The following is a 13,654-nucleotide window of genomic DNA, read 5'->3' on the forward strand; positions in this document are numbered from 1 at the left end:
CGAACGGGGGACGTCGGGTGCCGGCGGTCGTGAGGAGTGCGCGGTCACACGTTCACCCAGCCCTTGCCGGCGGCGAGCACGCCCGCCTCGAAGCGGCTGCGCGCGCCGAGCCGCTGCATCAGATCGGCGGTCAGACGCCGTACGGTCCGTACGGACACGCCGAGTTGGCGGGCGATGGCCTCATCGGTGAACCCTTCCGTGAGCAGGTCGAGCACGGCCCGCTCCGGCGGGGACAGCGGGCTGCCGTGGCCGGCCACGGCCTCGGCCGCGCTCTCGCCGAGCGGCTTCGCCTGCTGCCAGGTCTGCTCGAAGAGGGCGAGCAGACCGGTCAGCGCGCCGGTGCCCTCCAGCACCAGCGCACCCCGGTCCGCCGCCGACGCGTCCATCGGCACGATCGCGCGGCAACGGTCGTAGATGAGCATGCGCAGCGGCAGCCGCGGCACCGTGCGCACCAGCCCGCCGCGCTCCCCGAGCCAGGCCACGTACTCCCTGGTCGCGGTGGAGTTACGGCAGCTGTCCAGGAAGATGTACCGGAGGCGGACCCCTCGGTCGCTGGTGGCGGTGTCCAGCGGACGGGCCGCCTCCAGATGCTGCTCGCTCTGGCCGCCGCCGGGCACGAACGCCGCTATCTCGCCGGTACAGGTCGTGGCCAGATGCTCGATCTTCGACTGGATCTGCTCCATGGTCCGCAGCTTCCGCACCTCGGCGACGCCCTGTCCGGTGGCGCGGATGTCGGCGAGCAGCCCGGCCATCGCGATCCTGCTGGCCCTGATCTGCCGTTCCTTCTCCAGGAGTTCGCTCTCCTGGCCGGCGAGCAGTGTGGCCAGGCCCACCTCCGGATCGACGGGACGGCCGGGCCCGCCGTCCGCCGAAGGCCGTACGAGCGAGAGCGCGGCCAGCCGGTCGAGCGCCGAGGCCGCACGCTCCTCGGGCCAGCCCAGAGCCTCCGCGAGACCGGCGACGGCCCCCGGGCCGTCCTGGAGCATGGCGCGGTAGACCGCTTCCTCATCCGGGCCGATCCCCAATCGACCGAGCATGGTTCCCCTCCCCCAGAGTCGCGGTGGGTCGCACCGCGCAGCGCTTCCGCGTACGTGGTCACAGACGCGGATGCGGGCGAAGAATATACGCCATGGCCTGATCTGGACAGTCTCCGCCGCGTCAGCCGGGCCCGCACGGGCCCGCCGCGCACGGGCCTGGTCCGCAGGTCTACGTGGGTGGCCGCCGGCGAGGAGCCGCCGTGGGCGGACAGGACGGGCCGGCCGTGTACCTCGTAGACATCCGGCTGGAATCCGCCGCTCGCCTCTCTCCGGCCGAGGTACGGGGCCTGCTGGCGCGGGCGGCCCGTCCCGGTGACGGCGTGGAGCACATCTACGTCCAGCCGGCGCCGCCCGCCGCGCCGCTCTCCCGGGCTCCGGCGCTCTGCCACGAAGCGGTGCTCTTCCTCTCCCGTCCCACGCTGACCGAGTCCGAACGGGCCGCCGACGCGGTGCTCAGCCGCTGCACGGCCCGCGGCCTGCGGCTGAGAAGGGTCTCGGCGATGCCGCTCACGCTGCTGGTGGACCTGCTGACGCTGGAAAGCTGACTCAAGGCAACCGTGCGCGGTCCGGGCCGTGGACGTGTCCTCGTCCTGCCATTGCAGGTCCCTGTCAACGAAAAGCCTGGGCAAGGCCGCCCGCCCCGAGCAGAGTGTTCTCACCGGACAGAGCGCCGGTCAAAGGGGAAAGGCGCTCGAACCCGGCCGGCACGATCCGGCCGGAACACCCGGATCACACGGCTCAGCTGATGCGTCCTGGGGGGACCATGCAGACTCTCATCCGTTCCACGATCACGTCGGTATGCGCGGCGGCGGCGCTGAGCGCCGTACTCCTGGGAGCGGGAGCGGTGGCCGACGCGGTCACCGTCCCGGCGAGCGGCACGCACACGACGGCCTCGGCACCGACGCCGCTGAGCGGTACGGCCACTCCGGTCGGCCTGCTCTCCGGCTCCAAGCCGAACGGCAACATATGGGGCCCGTGACGGCGGTGGCCCAGGCGGAGACGTCAGTGGAGACCACACCGGAGACCTCGACGGAGACCCTGCGGCTGAGCCTGCTCGGCCCGGTGGACGCCCACCGCGGCGGCGCGCCGGTCAAACTCGGCGGGCCCAAGCCACGCACCGTCCTGGCCGCGCTGCTCCTGGCCCGGGGCCGGGTGGTCAGCGACACCCGGCTGACCGCGCTGCTCTGGGGCGACCATCCGCCGGCCACCTGCCCGGCCCAGCTCCACACGTACGCCTCCCGCGTCCGCCATCTGCTCGGCCCCGGCGTCGCGGTGGAGCGCCGGCGGCCGGGCTATCTCATCCGGCTGCCGAAGCACGGCGTACGCATCGACCTGCTGGAGTTCCAGGAGCGGGCCGCGCGCGGCGCCGAGGCCCTGGCCGCCGGAGACCCGGTGACCGCCGCCGGTGAGCTGCGCCGCGCTCTCGCCGTCTGGCGGGGCGTCGCGCTCGGCGGCGTCTGCGATCCGCTGGCCGACGCCGAGCGCGACCGGCTGGAGGAGGAACGCCTGGTCACGCTGGAACGGCGGATCGAGGCGGACCTGGAGCTCGGCCGGCACGCCGCGCTCGTCCCCGAACTCATCGCGCTGATCGCCGCCGACCCGCTCCGGGAGGGGCTGCGCGGCCAGCTGATGACGGCGCTGTACCGCTCGGGCCGCCAGGCGGACGCGCTCGCCGCCTACCGCGCCGCCCGCGCGACGCTCGCCGCCGAACTGGGCCTGGAGCCGTCGGCCGAACTGCGCCGCCTGCAACAGGCGTTGCTGACCGGCCACCCGTCACTGCTACCAGGCACGGCACGACGTACGGCGGGTGAGGCGGGCGGGCCTGCAAGGGCTCAGGCGGGCGGGTCGGGCGGAGCCGTACGGGCTCACGCGCGCACGTCCGCACGGGCGGCGACCAAGGCACCGACAGCGCCGAAACTCGCACCTCCGACACCACCTCCTCCCACGCCACCAGGACCTCCGTGGCCGGCGACCGGCACCCTCCGTCCCGCCGAACTACCATCCGCTCCGGCCGACTTCACCGGCCGGGACCAGGAGGTCATCCGCCTGTCCACCGCGCTCACCAGCCGCCAGCCGCGCCGACCGGGCCAGGCGGTCCAGGTGGTGACGGGCATGCCGGGCATCGGCAAGACGGCCGTGGCGCTCCAGGCGGCGCACCGCGTCAAGCGCTCCTACCCGGACGGCCAGATCCACCTGGACCTCCGCGGCTCCGGCCCCGACCCGCTGGACCCGGCCGACGCGCTGGCCGCACTGCTGCGGCTGGTCGGCGTACCCGAGCACCGGATCCCGGCGGCCCTGGACGATCGCGCCCGCGCCTGGCGTACGCGTACGGCGGACAGCCGCCTGCTGCTGGTCCTGGACGACGCGGCGGACGAGCGCCGGGTGCGCCCGCTGCTGCCGGTGACGGACGGCTGCGCGGTGCTGATCACCAGCCGCTCGGGCCTGTACGCACTGGAAGGAGTGAGCCGTACGGTGCTGGCGCCGCTCGCACCGCCGGACGCGCGGACCCTGTTCGGGCGGCTGGCGGGCCGGTCCCGTACGGACTCCGAACCGGTCGCCGCGGCCGTTGTCGTGGACGCCTGCGCCGGGCTGCCGCTGGCGCTGCGCATCGCGGGCGCGAAGATCGCGGCGCGTCCGCACTGGCCGCTGTCCCGGTACGCCGACCGGCTCGCGGACCCCGGACGGACCCTGGCGGAGCTGGTGGTCGCGGACCTGTCGCTGCGCGACCGCCTGACGGAGGCGTACGGGAAACTGAGCCCCGCCGCCCGCCGGACGCTGCGGTTCCACTCGGCGCTGGGCCCGCATCCGGTGGAGCCCGGTACGGCGGCCGGGCCGCTGGGGCTCGGCGCGGAGGAGACCGACGAGCTGCTGGCCGACCTGGCCGCGGCGCACTGGGCCGAGGTGGTCCGCCGCCCGGGCGGACACGCGTACCGGTTGCATCCGCTGGTCCGGCTCTTCGCGCACGGCATGCTGGCGGCGGAGGAGGGCACCGTGCCGAGCGTGCTGCCGGTGCGCGCCTCCTGGGACCGGACCAGAACGGACGACACGGCCTGAACCGGTCGGCCCGCCGCACCCGAGAGAAGAGGAAGACAACATGCCGAGCCCTTCCGGCTTCAGCTACGAAGCCCGCACCGACGGCACCGTCCTCATCACGCACCGCGGCCGGAAGGCCACCACGCTGCGCGGCGAGCGTGCCGCGAAGTTCACCGAGGAGGTGGAGTCGGGCGACGCCCAGGAGGTGATGGCGCGCTGGACGGGCTCGTACAAGTTCGGCAACGAGCGCACCGCCCGCAACCACCCGAGAAACCAGGGCCGTCGCGCCTGACCCCGCTCCGGCGCGGGACCGAGAGAACGGAAGAGAATCATGACTGGCACGTCCCGCAGGATCGCTGTCTTCGGCGCGGGCTACATCGGCCTGGTGACGGGAGCGTGCTTCGCGGAGCTGGGTCACCGGGTCGTCGTCCGGGACATCCAGCCCGAGCGGATCAGGCTGCTGAACGCCGGCGACGTACCGTTCTTCGAGCCGGGCCTCGGCGACCTGATCGCCCGGAACAAGGAGCGGCTGGCCTTCACGCTGGACGTCCAGGAGGCGGTGAGCGACGCGGAGGTGGTCTTCGTCTGCGTGGACACCCCGCCGACCGCGTCCGGCGACGCGGACCTGTCCCGTGTCTGGGCGGTGATCGACGCGGTACGGGATGCTGCGCATCTGGTCGCGGTCGTCGTGAAGAGCACGGTCCCGGTCGGTACGGGCGCACGCGTACGGGCGGCGCTGGACGAGCGGGGTCTGACGCACGTCGGATACGCCGCCAACCCGGAGTTCACGGCGGAGGGCCGGGCGGTCGACGACTTCCTGCACCCGGACCGCGTGGTGATCGGCACGTCGGACGACACGACGGCCGCGTGGGTGGCGGCCCTCTACTCGGCGCTCGACTCCCCCGTCGAACGGATGGATGTCGCATCAGCCGAGATGGTCAAGCTGGCGTCCAACGCGCTGCTGGCCACGAGGATCACGTTCATCAACGAGATCGCGACCGTCTGCGAGGCGACCGGCGCGGACATCGGCCACGTCTCCCGAGCCGTCGGCCTGGACCACCGCCTGGGCCCGCACTTCCTGAAGGCGGGCCTCGGCTACGGCGGCTCGTGCTTCCCGAAGGACTCCCGCGCGCTACGGGCCATGGCCAGCAACTCCGGCTATCCGTTCCAGCTGCTGAACGCGGTCATCCAGGTCAACGAGCTCCAGCCGAGGCGGGCCGTGCAACGCCTCAAGGCCGAGCTGAACGGCCTCAAGGGCCGCCGCGTCGCCCTCCTGGGCATGACGTTCAAACCCGCCACGGACGACATGCGCGAGGCCCCCAGCACCACCCTCGCCGCCCGCCTCCTCGCCGAAGGCGCCACGGTCACCTGCTGGGACCCGATGGCCCCGCACACCACCGCCCACCAGGACCCCTGGTCCTCCACCACCCGCCACTCGGACCCGCTCGCCGCGCTGGCCGACGCGGACGCGGCGATCCTGGTCACCGAGTGGCCCGAGCTGACGGACGTCGACTGGCCCACCGCCGCCCGCACGATGCGCACCCCGCTCCTCCTGGACGGCCGCAACCTCCTGGACCCCGCCACTCTCCTCGCCGCCGGCTTCACCCACATGAGCGTGGGCCGGGCGACACGGCGTCCGGCCTCCGTCAGGGAGTGACGACCGGGAAGCCGGGATCGGGCCGCGTCCGGTAGGAGAGAAGCCGTACGAACAAGCCGGGGTCGCCTTCGGCGGCGATGCCGAGTCCGTCGACGCTCCGGCCGGCCAGCGGCCCGAGGAGCCGGGGCGCCGCCCGGACGGTGCCCCGCTCGCCGAGCCGGGTCCAGCCCAGCACCTCCTGGATCGCGACAAACGTGCTGCTCAGCGAGTCTGCCCCAGCCGGCAGCGAAACGTGGCACCACCGGCGGATCACCATCCGCTACCCTGTTCACTGGTCGGCCATCGGCGTAGCTCCTGTCAGGCAGCACTGCTGCTCAGCAGGGCCCACACTGCAGCCGACCAGTGGGCTTGGCGCTCTCGTTGAAGATCCACTCACTGGATCCTCTCCAAGGCTTCTCCAGGCCCTCGCCTTCGTAGCTCAGGGGATAGAGCACCGCTCTCCTAAAGCGGGTGTCGCAGGTTCGAATCCTGCCGGGGGCACAGTGAGAACCAGCAGGTCAGGCCATGAACGAGGCCCCTCGGTCGTCAAGATCGGGGGGCCTCTTTGGCGCCCTGGGCCACATCTGGGCCACATCGCCAACGGAGAAGGGGTCTTCCGTCACCCGTTCGAGGGATGGACTGCGCGACCCTGGCACGTAGAGTGCGGGGCATGGGAGGGACAGATGCGTCTCCCCGCGCGCGTCTGAGACGTGCCTCCCGAATCCTGTGGCGTGTCGGCGGGGAGGCCGGCCACACAGGAGCAAGGCCCCCGCCGGTTATGTCGGTGGGGGCCTTCTGCTGTCCAACGTAAACCGCCCCGCACTCAAGTGGGTGCGGGGCGAGGCGTCTTGACTGAGTCATGACGCCATACGGCGCTTTCTGGCGGAGACGTGTACACCAGTGCGCGGGTGGGGGTCCGTTGTGAATACCCGAAGTAACCAAGATCAAACAAAGCCGGGTCAACCCTGCATTCAAAACGATCATGACCCGGCAATCTGGAGCAGGTGCCACGCGTCCTTCCGCCAGACCCTCGCCTCCTTGAACGACGACGACGGGTCGCCGACCGGATACGAGCCGCCCGGCTCCACGCGAACCTCTCTCAGCAGGACGTCATTGAGCGCACCGGCCTGGACCGGTCCGCCTACCAGGACATCGAGCGCGCCCGCGCCAGCCCCCTGCTCGACAACCTCTTCCGGATCGCCGACGCGATCGGCGTACCGCTCGCCGACCTCGTACGCGAAGAGCGGCCCCCGCTGCGGCGCGAGCAGCAGGGGCCGCCGCCTGACCCGCCCGGACCGTGACCGCCGCCGGCCTCCGGTACGAGCGGGAGTCTCAACGCCCGCGGCCGGGCGGGTACGACACCGGGTGCGCGGGAGAGCGGCGGCACCCGCCGCGGTGGAGGACCAGCGTTGCGCCGGCGCCGGACGCACCGTGCACCGGGACCCGCTCCTCCTGCCCGCGCGGGATGGGCTGGTCGCAGCGGTCACACATCATGCGGCCACCGCCGCGTCCTTGGCCTTCCGGTACACCCGCTTGAGCTCGACGGCCGTGCCGCAGTCCGCGCCTTCCGTACGGCATGGAGCGCACTTCTGGGTGTGGGTGATGAATGCGCTATACGCCGTCTGCACGGCGTCCTCTCCGGCTCTGTGCTGGGCCCTGACCCGACCGGTACGCTCTGTCATGGCGGTCGCTCCTTCGAAGCGTCGTCCGCACCCCCGGGCCGTGCCATCGGTCGCGGGGGTCTTCTCGTCTGGGCACCACCATAAGCCCAGCACGATAGGTCCGATAGGTGCGATAGGCCAACTGATCTCGCCTGTCTCGCCTGGCCACCCCTGCGCACCTAGCGTCCACGGTATGGACTGGCAGCCAGAGATCCCCAGGTGGCGGCAGGTGTACGCCCTGTTGGAGGAGCGCATCGACAACGGGACGTACCCGCCCGGGACACGCCTGCCGTCAGCGCTGGATCTCCAGGCGGAGACCGGCGTCAGCCCGGTGACCGCGCGCCGGGTACTGCGCGAGCTGCGTACGGCCGGGCTCGCGTACATGGAGCCGGGCATCGGCACGTTCGTGACCCGGCTGCCCGAGGCGCCCACCTCGTAGACGTACGATCCGGCCATGGCTGATATCGACATTCCTCCGCACCTGATCGAGCTGGAGGCCGCCGCCTGGGCCGAGCAGCAGGCGGGCGCGCTGACCGTGGCATCAGCCACCGCCGTGCAGACGGCGATCACCGAGCACGCGATCGCCAAGGGCGTGCCCCGGTACGAGCTGGAGATGGCCGTCAAGAAAGCCGTACGGCACCCGTGAACGAGGAGCCATCCCGCCTGGCCATGCTCCAGTTCGCCCGCCGTATCGCCGTCCAGCAGGTCGAGCAGATCGACCGGTGGATCGCGATCGAGCAGCAGCGCGAAGCGGACCGGGCGGCTGGTGAGGCGCAGCGCGCGGCCGCCGTACCGCCCTGGGTGATCGGGCTCAGCCCGAGCGGAGCACCCGAGGAGGTCCACGCCCCGGACTGCTCGATGGCCGGGCAGCGGCAGCAGCGTACGGTCAGCGTCGACCAGGCGCGCGAGGCCCTCGTGCAGGGTGTCGCGGCGTGCGCGTTCTGCCGGCCGGACACCGAGCTCGGCCTGCTCTGACCCTAGGCATGACGAAAGGCCCCCACCGCCGCGAGGCAGTGGGGGCCAGGTCAGACTCCAGTTCGGTTGTACTCCTCCACGAGAGGGTGCGGCGGCTCCGGCTCGATCCCGGCCCGGTGCATCTGCCCCGCCCACCGGTCCATCGTCCACGTACACGCCCGGAGCAGCGCGTGCAGTCGCTGCTGCCCGGTCCGCAACTCCTTGTTCTCTTCGTCGACCCGCGTAACCGTCGCTTGCAGCACGGCAAGGTCTCCGGCCTTCGCCTGCGGGGCCGCCTGAATCGCGGCCGCAGTCCGGCTTCCCCGGTACGTCAGCCACCCGGTGGTGATGACCCCGGCCACGGTCAAGCAGGTTCCGACTATGGTCAGCCAGGCTTGGTTCAACCCGGGCTCCCCTCTACAGCCCTCCGGGTCGGGCGCACGCGGTCGCCGCCGGGAGGGACGCGCGACGCGCACCAGATCACGCCACAGTGCGACGTGATGTACCACAGGAAGACGAAGACGCCGCGCGGGTACTCACCGAGCAGCGCGGCCCAGCCGTACACGAACGCCCATAGGGCTGGGGGCAGGGACGCAGCGAGGAATCCCCACCGGTCCTGCCCGAACGGCACCCAGGCGCTGGCGAACGTCACCGTGCCCGCGACAATCCACACCCACGCCCAGCAGTGCAGCGGGGCAATTCCGGTGAGCAGACCCAGCCCGGCAGTGGGCGGGGGCTGCACGATGATGCCGAGCCCCCAGCAGACCTTGCCGACGCCCATGAACGCGAGGAACAGGCCGCGGCGGCCCAGTCGGGCACGAAGCCGCCGGATCACCGCGGCCCGCATCAGGCGCCCAGGCCGCGCGGCGTGTGCTTCGCGACCCAGCCGCCGACGAACGTGACCGCCGTCGGGATCAGCGCGAGGACGAACGGGGACAGCCCGTCGGGCATGAACTCCACGAGCCGAGCATCGCCCTGCGCGGCGGTCAGGACCGCGAGGAGCCCGGTCGACGCGAGGTACGCGGCCACCGACGCGGCGGTGACCTTCTTCTCTACGGGTGCAGCCATGGCTACTTCCTCTTCTCCAGCGCGGTGACGCGCTTCTCCAGAGCGGTGATCCGCTCAGCGGTAGTGGGGACCGGCTTCGGCGCCGGCGGCTTCGGGGTGGTGGTCGGCGGCTTCGGCGCGCTCGGGGACCAGCCGGCCGGGTGCTTCAGCCGCGTGGCTACGTCCTTCCGGATACCGTCCATCCCGCCGCTGATGCCGCGCGGGTCGATCTTCCCGGGCTGCCACTCCGCGTGGCCGATCACCGAAGTGGTTCCGTCCTTGCCCCAGCGGTGCGCGCGCAGCACGGCGGCCGACGCGCGGACGATCGCCTCACGCTGGGCAGCCGGCCACGGATCCTTCCCGTCGCCGAGGTTCTCGCACTCGAAGCCGTAGAAGTGCCGGTTGCCGTCGGTGTTCGCCTCGTTGTCGGCGGGCAGCGCGCGCTCTGCGATGACCGCGCGCAGCACATCGTCGTCACCGGACCCGGCGTGGTTCGCCCGCCCGTACCCGACGAGGTGGACGGTGCCGTCCTTCGCGATGACGCCGTGGCACAGCGGTCCGGGCAGGGCGGAGTGCCCGTTGCGGCACAGGGCAACCGTGGACGCGGTGCCCCGGGTCACGGTGTGGTGGATCATCACCCCGTGCACGGGCCCCCACGCCCCCTTCGAGTTGCGGTTGTGAGTGCGCCACCCGGTCGTCTCCACGACCCGCACGCCCTCAGCGCGCAAGGCCGCGAGGAACGCGGCGGCGGACAACGGATCGGCCATGACAGCCTCCAGACATGACGAAGCCCCGGGCCGGTGCGGCTCGGGGCGAGCGGATTCAGGGTGGGTCAGGTGGCGGTCTCGTAGTGCATCTCCGCGACCAGGCGCCCGCCGGCCGCCCACGTGAGCGGCACCGTCGGGCCCGCCCACGTGAGGGTGGCGGGAGACCCGGTGGTCGGGAAGAAGATCGAGCCGACCGACGCGCCGGCGGAGACGATGATCTGGCCGGACACGCGCTGGGACTGGAACGCGTGCACGCTGCCGATCTGCGCGCCGGTCCCGGCGGCGGCGAACGGCAGGCCGAGCCACCAGCCGCCGGACCCGTAGGTGGTTTGCGAGCCCATGAGGATGTCCCAGCGGACCCGGCAGGAGCGGCCGATCTTCATGTACCGGCACGTCACCACTGCGTTGCCGTAGACGGGGTTGGTGGTTGTCCCGGTCCAGATCGGGGTGAACGACGTCCACGCCGCGAACATCGAGGCGAACTGGTCACGGACCTGCTCGTTCAGCAGCGCCGCGGTGACGGTCTCACCGGAGTTCCAGGTACGCGGGTCGAACGTCACGGATGCTCCTCCGGGTCAGGTTCCACCGGCGGCTCCGGCTCCGGGTCCGTCGGCGGCTCGGGCTCGGGCGGGACCCAGGAAGGGTTGCGCGGGTCGTCCGCGTGCCACCAGAACCGGCGCTGCAACGCGAGCGCGTGAGCCTCCGCCGCGTCGGTGTCCTCGGGCAGGATCAGCGGCACCCAGTCGCGTTTGCACGCGGTCTCGACGCACCCGAACCGCGGGTCCAGCACGCTGACGATCCAGGCGGATCCGCAGGCGTCGCACTCGGCGAGCCACCGCCCGTCATCGATCCGCGCGTACAGACCCGGGTGGTCGGGGACCGAGGTGGTGGGGACGGGCAGGCGCCGGCGCAGGTGGGTCTCGGCCCACCGGTAGATCAGCTCGGCGCCGGGCACCTGCGACCAGTCATGTGCGGGCTGGCCGCGCCGGGGCGGCGGGGGAAGGTAGTACGTTTCCGCGCGCACGATCGCGGCGGGCAGGGCGGTTGCGGCCATGGGTCCTCTCTCAGTAGCCGAGGCGGGTGGTGTAGTCGAGCTGGGAGTAGACCGGGTCACCGAGGACCCACACGCTGTCGCGGCTGGTCTCCGAGGTACGGAACTGGATGCGGTGGCTGCGCTCTTTGAGCGTTTCGGAGTAGCCCTCCACGGTGACCCGCAGCTCGGTGGCCGGCGCCTGCGGCGGCAGGTCCGTCACGGTGAAATGGGAGCTGATGTCGGCGGCGAGGATGTCGAGGTAGTTCGGCATCGTGTGCGCCTCGATCGGCACTTCGCGCAGCTCCGGGCTGGGGTTGGCGTACCGCATCACCCGCCACGTTGCCGCGTCCAGCACCGACAGATCGGAGGTCTTGATGAGGTTCATCGACTCCGGGTACACCCCGAAGGCGAGGATGGAGCTCGCGGCCTGCACCGTCTGCGTCGCCCCGCCAGGCCGTGAGGCCGTGACGTGGTTGGCCATCTTCTGGTCGTCGTCCGCCAGCTCGGAGCCCGGCTCTACGTCCGCCCACTCGATGGCAAAGGCGTCGTCGGCCGGGTCGGGGTTGTACCGCAGGTCACGCGACTGGTAGGCGAGCCCGTACCAGTCGCGCTCGGCGTACAGCTTCCCGGACTCCGTCGACTCGACCTCCCGCAGCCGGGCCACCACGGTGGAGCCGCCTGGTCCCTGCGACGCCATCGCGTCATGGGTGCTGCCGAGGATGCTGACCGAGGTCAGCCCCGCGTACCGGGCCAGCCGCTCCACCCGCCAGTCCGCCGACTCCCCGGAGAATCCGGTGATCGCGTCGTAGGTCTGGGAGTAGAGCGGACCGAGCGGGCCGGTACCCAGGTGGACGGACACGTGGCCGATCTGCCCGTCGAACAGGCGGGCCCCGCGGTAGCCGCCGACGTACAGGGTGCGGTAGTCCGTGGCTGACCACGCGAGGAGGCCGCCGCCCACCGCCGCGCCGTCCACGTAGATCCGCTTGTGGGACTGGTCGTAGACGAGGTGGTGCCACTTCCCGTCCGCCAAGTTGCCCGTGGCGGTGGTGGTGATCGACAGCGGCGGCCCGGTCTCCGTCGACTCCACCACCAGGACCCCGGACCCGTTCAGGGCGAGGATGGTCTGGTAGTCCAGGCCCGGATCGTGCAGGCCGAGCAGCACCCGGCCCGGCACGCTCGTCTTGAACCACACCTGGTACTGCGGCAGCCAGATGCTGTCAGTAGCGAACGCCAGCCCGGTGTCCGCGACGAGGTACCGCCCGGCGCCGGCGGACGCAGGTGCCATCGTGACCGCGGTCTCGCCGGTCTCAGGAACTCCCTCCGTCCCGAACTCCAGGGTGCCGCCGACGCCGACCTGCGTGACCGTCAGCGCGCCCAGGGCGAACCGGCCGGCCACGTCACCGGCAGCCGTACTACCGGCCTCCTCGGACAGCGGGTAGTACGCGGCGAGGTAGGCGTAGATCCCGGCGAGGGTATGCCGGGTCAGCACCTCCATTCCCAGCATCGACCGCAGGGCCGGCTGCTTGTTGAGCCATTTGAAGAGGTCCGTCGCGCTGATGCTGACGCTGCTCTGCAACCCGGACCAGGACACCGGCCACTCGTTGACGACGCCCCAGAACCGGGGGACGGCGACCCCGCCGAGCAGGTCCAGCTCGGCCGGGTCGGAGCTGCCTCCGGTCCGGGACGCGGCCAGCTCCACCTGGACCAGGTCGGTGCCCACCCACGCTGGGGTGCTGACGCTGCGGCGGACCGTCCAGTCCCACCCGTCGGGGCTGGTCTCGAACAGCACAACGCCGCTGGTCTCCCGCACCCTCACCCACGCGTGCTGGATCCAGTTGTACGTCATGGCCACCGGCGCCCCGTCCGTACCGCCGACCTCGTTCAGGGCCCGCAGCTCGTTCGTCGCCACGTGGTAGTACCAGCGGAACCGGGTCCCGCTGGTGGCCGAGTGGAGATAGAGGCTGATCGACGCCACTGACGACCCCGCCAGCGCCGGCACCTTGCACAGCTTGACCGAGAACTGCGAGCCGGTCAGCGTCCACTGCCGCTGACTGGTGTACCGCGACACCACCCCCGGGACCAGCGGCAGCTGGAGTCGGCCCTGCGGTGTCTCCAGCGCGCCGCCGGACGCGGTCCACAGCGTCGTGTCGGTCCGCTCGTCATCGAAATCATCGGCGAGCTGGGCCAGCGGCCACGGCCCCGCCCCGGTCCGGGTGGGCATGACGACCTGCGTCACCCGGATCGGAGCGTTGCGCCGCACGAACGGAGCGAACGGCGAACCGGGATTACCCGGGGTGAGCGCCCCGTCCTGGTTGTCCAGGGTCATCGTGCACGTGCCCGGCTGCGTCTCCGACAGCTCGTCGGACGCGCCCCGGGTGATGGTGATGCCCTGGACCATGTCGACGCGGTCGGTGATGTCCGTCCACGTGATCGTGTCCGGCCACTGCACCACCCCACCCCAGCCCGCCTCCACCAGAACCGGCACG

General features: G+C 71.9%; 18 protein-coding genes and 1 tRNA gene. 10 read left to right on the forward strand and 9 right to left on the reverse strand.

Annotation, left to right across the window (positions count from 1 at the left end; translation table 11 throughout):
- Nucleotides 1-44: 44 nt before the first annotated feature.
- Nucleotides 45-1,037 carry a LuxR C-terminal-related transcriptional regulator gene (locus ABZ267_RS18470; RefSeq protein WP_356746573.1) on the reverse strand — a complete coding sequence of 331 codons (993 nt, stop codon included), beginning with the start codon at nucleotides 1,035-1,037 and terminating at the stop codon, nucleotides 45-47.
- Between the two features lie 200 nt (nucleotides 1,038-1,237).
- Here ABZ267_RS18470 and ABZ267_RS18475 point away from each other — a divergent pair, with 200 nt between their 5' ends.
- The 5 genes from ABZ267_RS18475 to ABZ267_RS18495 all read left to right on the forward strand — a co-directional run bounded on the left by ABZ267_RS18475 (nucleotide 1,238) and on the right by ABZ267_RS18495 (nucleotide 5,727).
- On the forward strand, nucleotides 1,238-1,582 hold the full coding sequence (locus ABZ267_RS18475; protein ID WP_356746574.1) for a hypothetical protein: 345 nt from the start codon (nucleotides 1,238-1,240) through the stop codon (nucleotides 1,580-1,582).
- A 218-nt stretch (nucleotides 1,583-1,800) separates the two neighbouring features.
- Nucleotides 1,801-2,016, forward strand: coding sequence for a hypothetical protein (locus tag ABZ267_RS18480; RefSeq protein WP_356746575.1), 216 nt, complete (start codon nucleotides 1,801-1,803; stop codon nucleotides 2,014-2,016).
- Between the two features lie 26 nt (nucleotides 2,017-2,042).
- On the forward strand, nucleotides 2,043-4,091 hold the full coding sequence (locus tag ABZ267_RS18485; protein ID WP_356746576.1) for an AfsR/SARP family transcriptional regulator: 2,049 nt from the start codon (nucleotides 2,043-2,045) through the stop codon (nucleotides 4,089-4,091).
- 40 nt (nucleotides 4,092-4,131) lie between these two features.
- Nucleotides 4,132-4,362 carry a hypothetical protein gene (locus tag ABZ267_RS18490; protein ID WP_128846868.1) on the forward strand — a complete coding sequence of 77 codons (231 nt, stop codon included), beginning with the start codon at nucleotides 4,132-4,134 and terminating at the stop codon, nucleotides 4,360-4,362.
- A 39-nt stretch (nucleotides 4,363-4,401) separates the two neighbouring features.
- A complete protein-coding gene (locus ABZ267_RS18495; RefSeq protein WP_356746577.1) occupies nucleotides 4,402-5,727 on the forward strand; it encodes a UDP-glucose/GDP-mannose dehydrogenase family protein in 1,326 nt (441 codons plus the stop codon).
- Here the strand turns inward: ABZ267_RS18495 and ABZ267_RS18500 are convergent.
- Complete coding sequence (locus ABZ267_RS18500) at nucleotides 5,717-5,983, reverse strand: hypothetical protein (RefSeq protein WP_356746578.1); 267 nt, start codon at nucleotides 5,981-5,983, stop codon at nucleotides 5,717-5,719. The two genes, ABZ267_RS18495 and ABZ267_RS18500, sit on opposite strands and share 11 nt — an antisense overlap.
- A 151-nt stretch (nucleotides 5,984-6,134) precedes the next feature.
- On the opposite strand from ABZ267_RS18500, the gene ABZ267_RS18505 reads away from it, so the two are divergent.
- From ABZ267_RS18505 to ABZ267_RS18525, 5 genes are all read left to right on the forward strand, one after another.
- Nucleotides 6,135-6,207, forward strand: a tRNA-Arg gene (locus ABZ267_RS18505).
- 503 nt (nucleotides 6,208-6,710) lie between these two features.
- Entirely contained in the window at nucleotides 6,711-7,007 is a 297-nt protein-coding gene (locus ABZ267_RS18510; RefSeq protein ID WP_356746579.1) for a helix-turn-helix transcriptional regulator, read from the forward strand.
- A 553-nt stretch (nucleotides 7,008-7,560) separates the two neighbouring features.
- Nucleotides 7,561-7,806, forward strand: coding sequence for a winged helix-turn-helix domain-containing protein (locus ABZ267_RS18515; protein ID WP_356746580.1), 246 nt, complete (start codon nucleotides 7,561-7,563; stop codon nucleotides 7,804-7,806).
- 15 nt (nucleotides 7,807-7,821) lie between these two features.
- The gene (locus tag ABZ267_RS18520; protein WP_356746581.1) at nucleotides 7,822-8,013 is read left to right on the forward strand and encodes a hypothetical protein; all 192 of its coding nucleotides are present in this window, start codon (nucleotides 7,822-7,824) and stop codon (nucleotides 8,011-8,013) included.
- On the forward strand, nucleotides 8,010-8,342 hold the full coding sequence (locus ABZ267_RS18525) for a DUF6233 domain-containing protein (RefSeq protein ID WP_356746582.1): 333 nt from the start codon (nucleotides 8,010-8,012) through the stop codon (nucleotides 8,340-8,342). The genes ABZ267_RS18520 and ABZ267_RS18525 overlap by 4 nt, the downstream gene beginning before the upstream one ends.
- Before the next feature lie 50 nt (nucleotides 8,343-8,392).
- On the opposite strand, the gene ABZ267_RS18530 is transcribed toward ABZ267_RS18525, so the two are convergent.
- The 7 genes from ABZ267_RS18530 to ABZ267_RS18560 all read right to left on the reverse strand — a co-directional run bounded on the left by ABZ267_RS18530 (nucleotide 8,393) and on the right by ABZ267_RS18560 (nucleotide 13,653).
- Entirely contained in the window at nucleotides 8,393-8,584 is a 192-nt protein-coding gene (locus ABZ267_RS18530) for a hypothetical protein (protein WP_356746583.1), read from the reverse strand.
- Nucleotides 8,585-8,721: 137 nt separating this feature from the next.
- Nucleotides 8,722-9,168, reverse strand: coding sequence for a hypothetical protein (locus ABZ267_RS18535; protein ID WP_356746584.1), 447 nt, complete (start codon nucleotides 9,166-9,168; stop codon nucleotides 8,722-8,724).
- Complete coding sequence (locus tag ABZ267_RS18540; protein ID WP_356746585.1) at nucleotides 9,168-9,389, reverse strand: holin; 222 nt, start codon at nucleotides 9,387-9,389, stop codon at nucleotides 9,168-9,170. The genes ABZ267_RS18535 and ABZ267_RS18540 overlap by 1 nt, the downstream gene beginning before the upstream one ends.
- Before the next feature lie 2 nt (nucleotides 9,390-9,391).
- Nucleotides 9,392-10,135 carry an N-acetylmuramoyl-L-alanine amidase gene (locus ABZ267_RS18545; RefSeq protein WP_356746586.1) on the reverse strand — a complete coding sequence of 248 codons (744 nt, stop codon included), beginning with the start codon at nucleotides 10,133-10,135 and terminating at the stop codon, nucleotides 9,392-9,394.
- Nucleotides 10,136-10,200: 65 nt separating this feature from the next.
- A complete protein-coding gene (locus ABZ267_RS18550; RefSeq protein ID WP_356746587.1) occupies nucleotides 10,201-10,695 on the reverse strand; it encodes a hypothetical protein in 495 nt (164 codons plus the stop codon).
- On the reverse strand, nucleotides 10,692-11,189 hold the full coding sequence (locus ABZ267_RS18555; RefSeq protein ID WP_356746588.1) for a hypothetical protein: 498 nt from the start codon (nucleotides 11,187-11,189) through the stop codon (nucleotides 10,692-10,694). The genes ABZ267_RS18550 and ABZ267_RS18555 overlap by 4 nt, the downstream gene beginning before the upstream one ends.
- Before the next feature lie 10 nt (nucleotides 11,190-11,199).
- A complete protein-coding gene (locus ABZ267_RS18560) occupies nucleotides 11,200-13,653 on the reverse strand; it encodes a LamG-like jellyroll fold domain-containing protein (RefSeq protein WP_356746589.1) in 2,454 nt (817 codons plus the stop codon).
- Nucleotide 13,654: the final 1 nt, after the last annotated feature.

Origin of the sequence: Streptomyces sp. NPDC006174 (assembly GCF_040614075.1) — a bacterium.
Lineage (GTDB): Bacteria > Actinomycetota > Actinomycetes > Streptomycetales > Streptomycetaceae > Streptomyces.

What these genes read in the sequence shown, in the direction of transcription:
- ABZ267_RS18470 (WP_356746573.1), bottom strand. Translation starts at nt 1,037, where the DNA reads ATGCTCGGTCGATTGGGGATCGGCCCGGATGAGGAAGCGGTCTACCGC.
- ABZ267_RS18480 (WP_356746575.1), top strand. Translation starts at nt 1,801, where the DNA reads ATGCAGACTCTCATCCGTTCCACGATCACGTCGGTATGCGCGGCGGCG.
- ABZ267_RS18490 (WP_128846868.1), top strand. Translation starts at nt 4,132, where the DNA reads ATGCCGAGCCCTTCCGGCTTCAGCTACGAAGCCCGCACCGACGGCACC.
- ABZ267_RS18495 (WP_356746577.1), top strand. Translation starts at nt 4,402, where the DNA reads ATGACTGGCACGTCCCGCAGGATCGCTGTCTTCGGCGCGGGCTACATC.
- ABZ267_RS18500 (WP_356746578.1), bottom strand. Translation starts at nt 5,983, where the DNA reads ATGGTGATCCGCCGGTGGTGCCACGTTTCGCTGCCGGCTGGGGCAGAC.
- ABZ267_RS18515 (WP_356746580.1), top strand. Translation starts at nt 7,561, where the DNA reads ATGGACTGGCAGCCAGAGATCCCCAGGTGGCGGCAGGTGTACGCCCTG.
- ABZ267_RS18520 (WP_356746581.1), top strand. Translation starts at nt 7,822, where the DNA reads ATGGCTGATATCGACATTCCTCCGCACCTGATCGAGCTGGAGGCCGCC.
- ABZ267_RS18535 (WP_356746584.1), bottom strand. Translation starts at nt 9,168, where the DNA reads ATGCGGGCCGCGGTGATCCGGCGGCTTCGTGCCCGACTGGGCCGCCGC.
- ABZ267_RS18540 (WP_356746585.1), bottom strand. Translation starts at nt 9,389, where the DNA reads ATGGCTGCACCCGTAGAGAAGAAGGTCACCGCCGCGTCGGTGGCCGCG.
- ABZ267_RS18545 (WP_356746586.1), bottom strand. Translation starts at nt 10,135, where the DNA reads ATGGCCGATCCGTTGTCCGCCGCCGCGTTCCTCGCGGCCTTGCGCGCT.
- ABZ267_RS18555 (WP_356746588.1), bottom strand. Translation starts at nt 11,189, where the DNA reads ATGGCCGCAACCGCCCTGCCCGCCGCGATCGTGCGCGCGGAAACGTAC.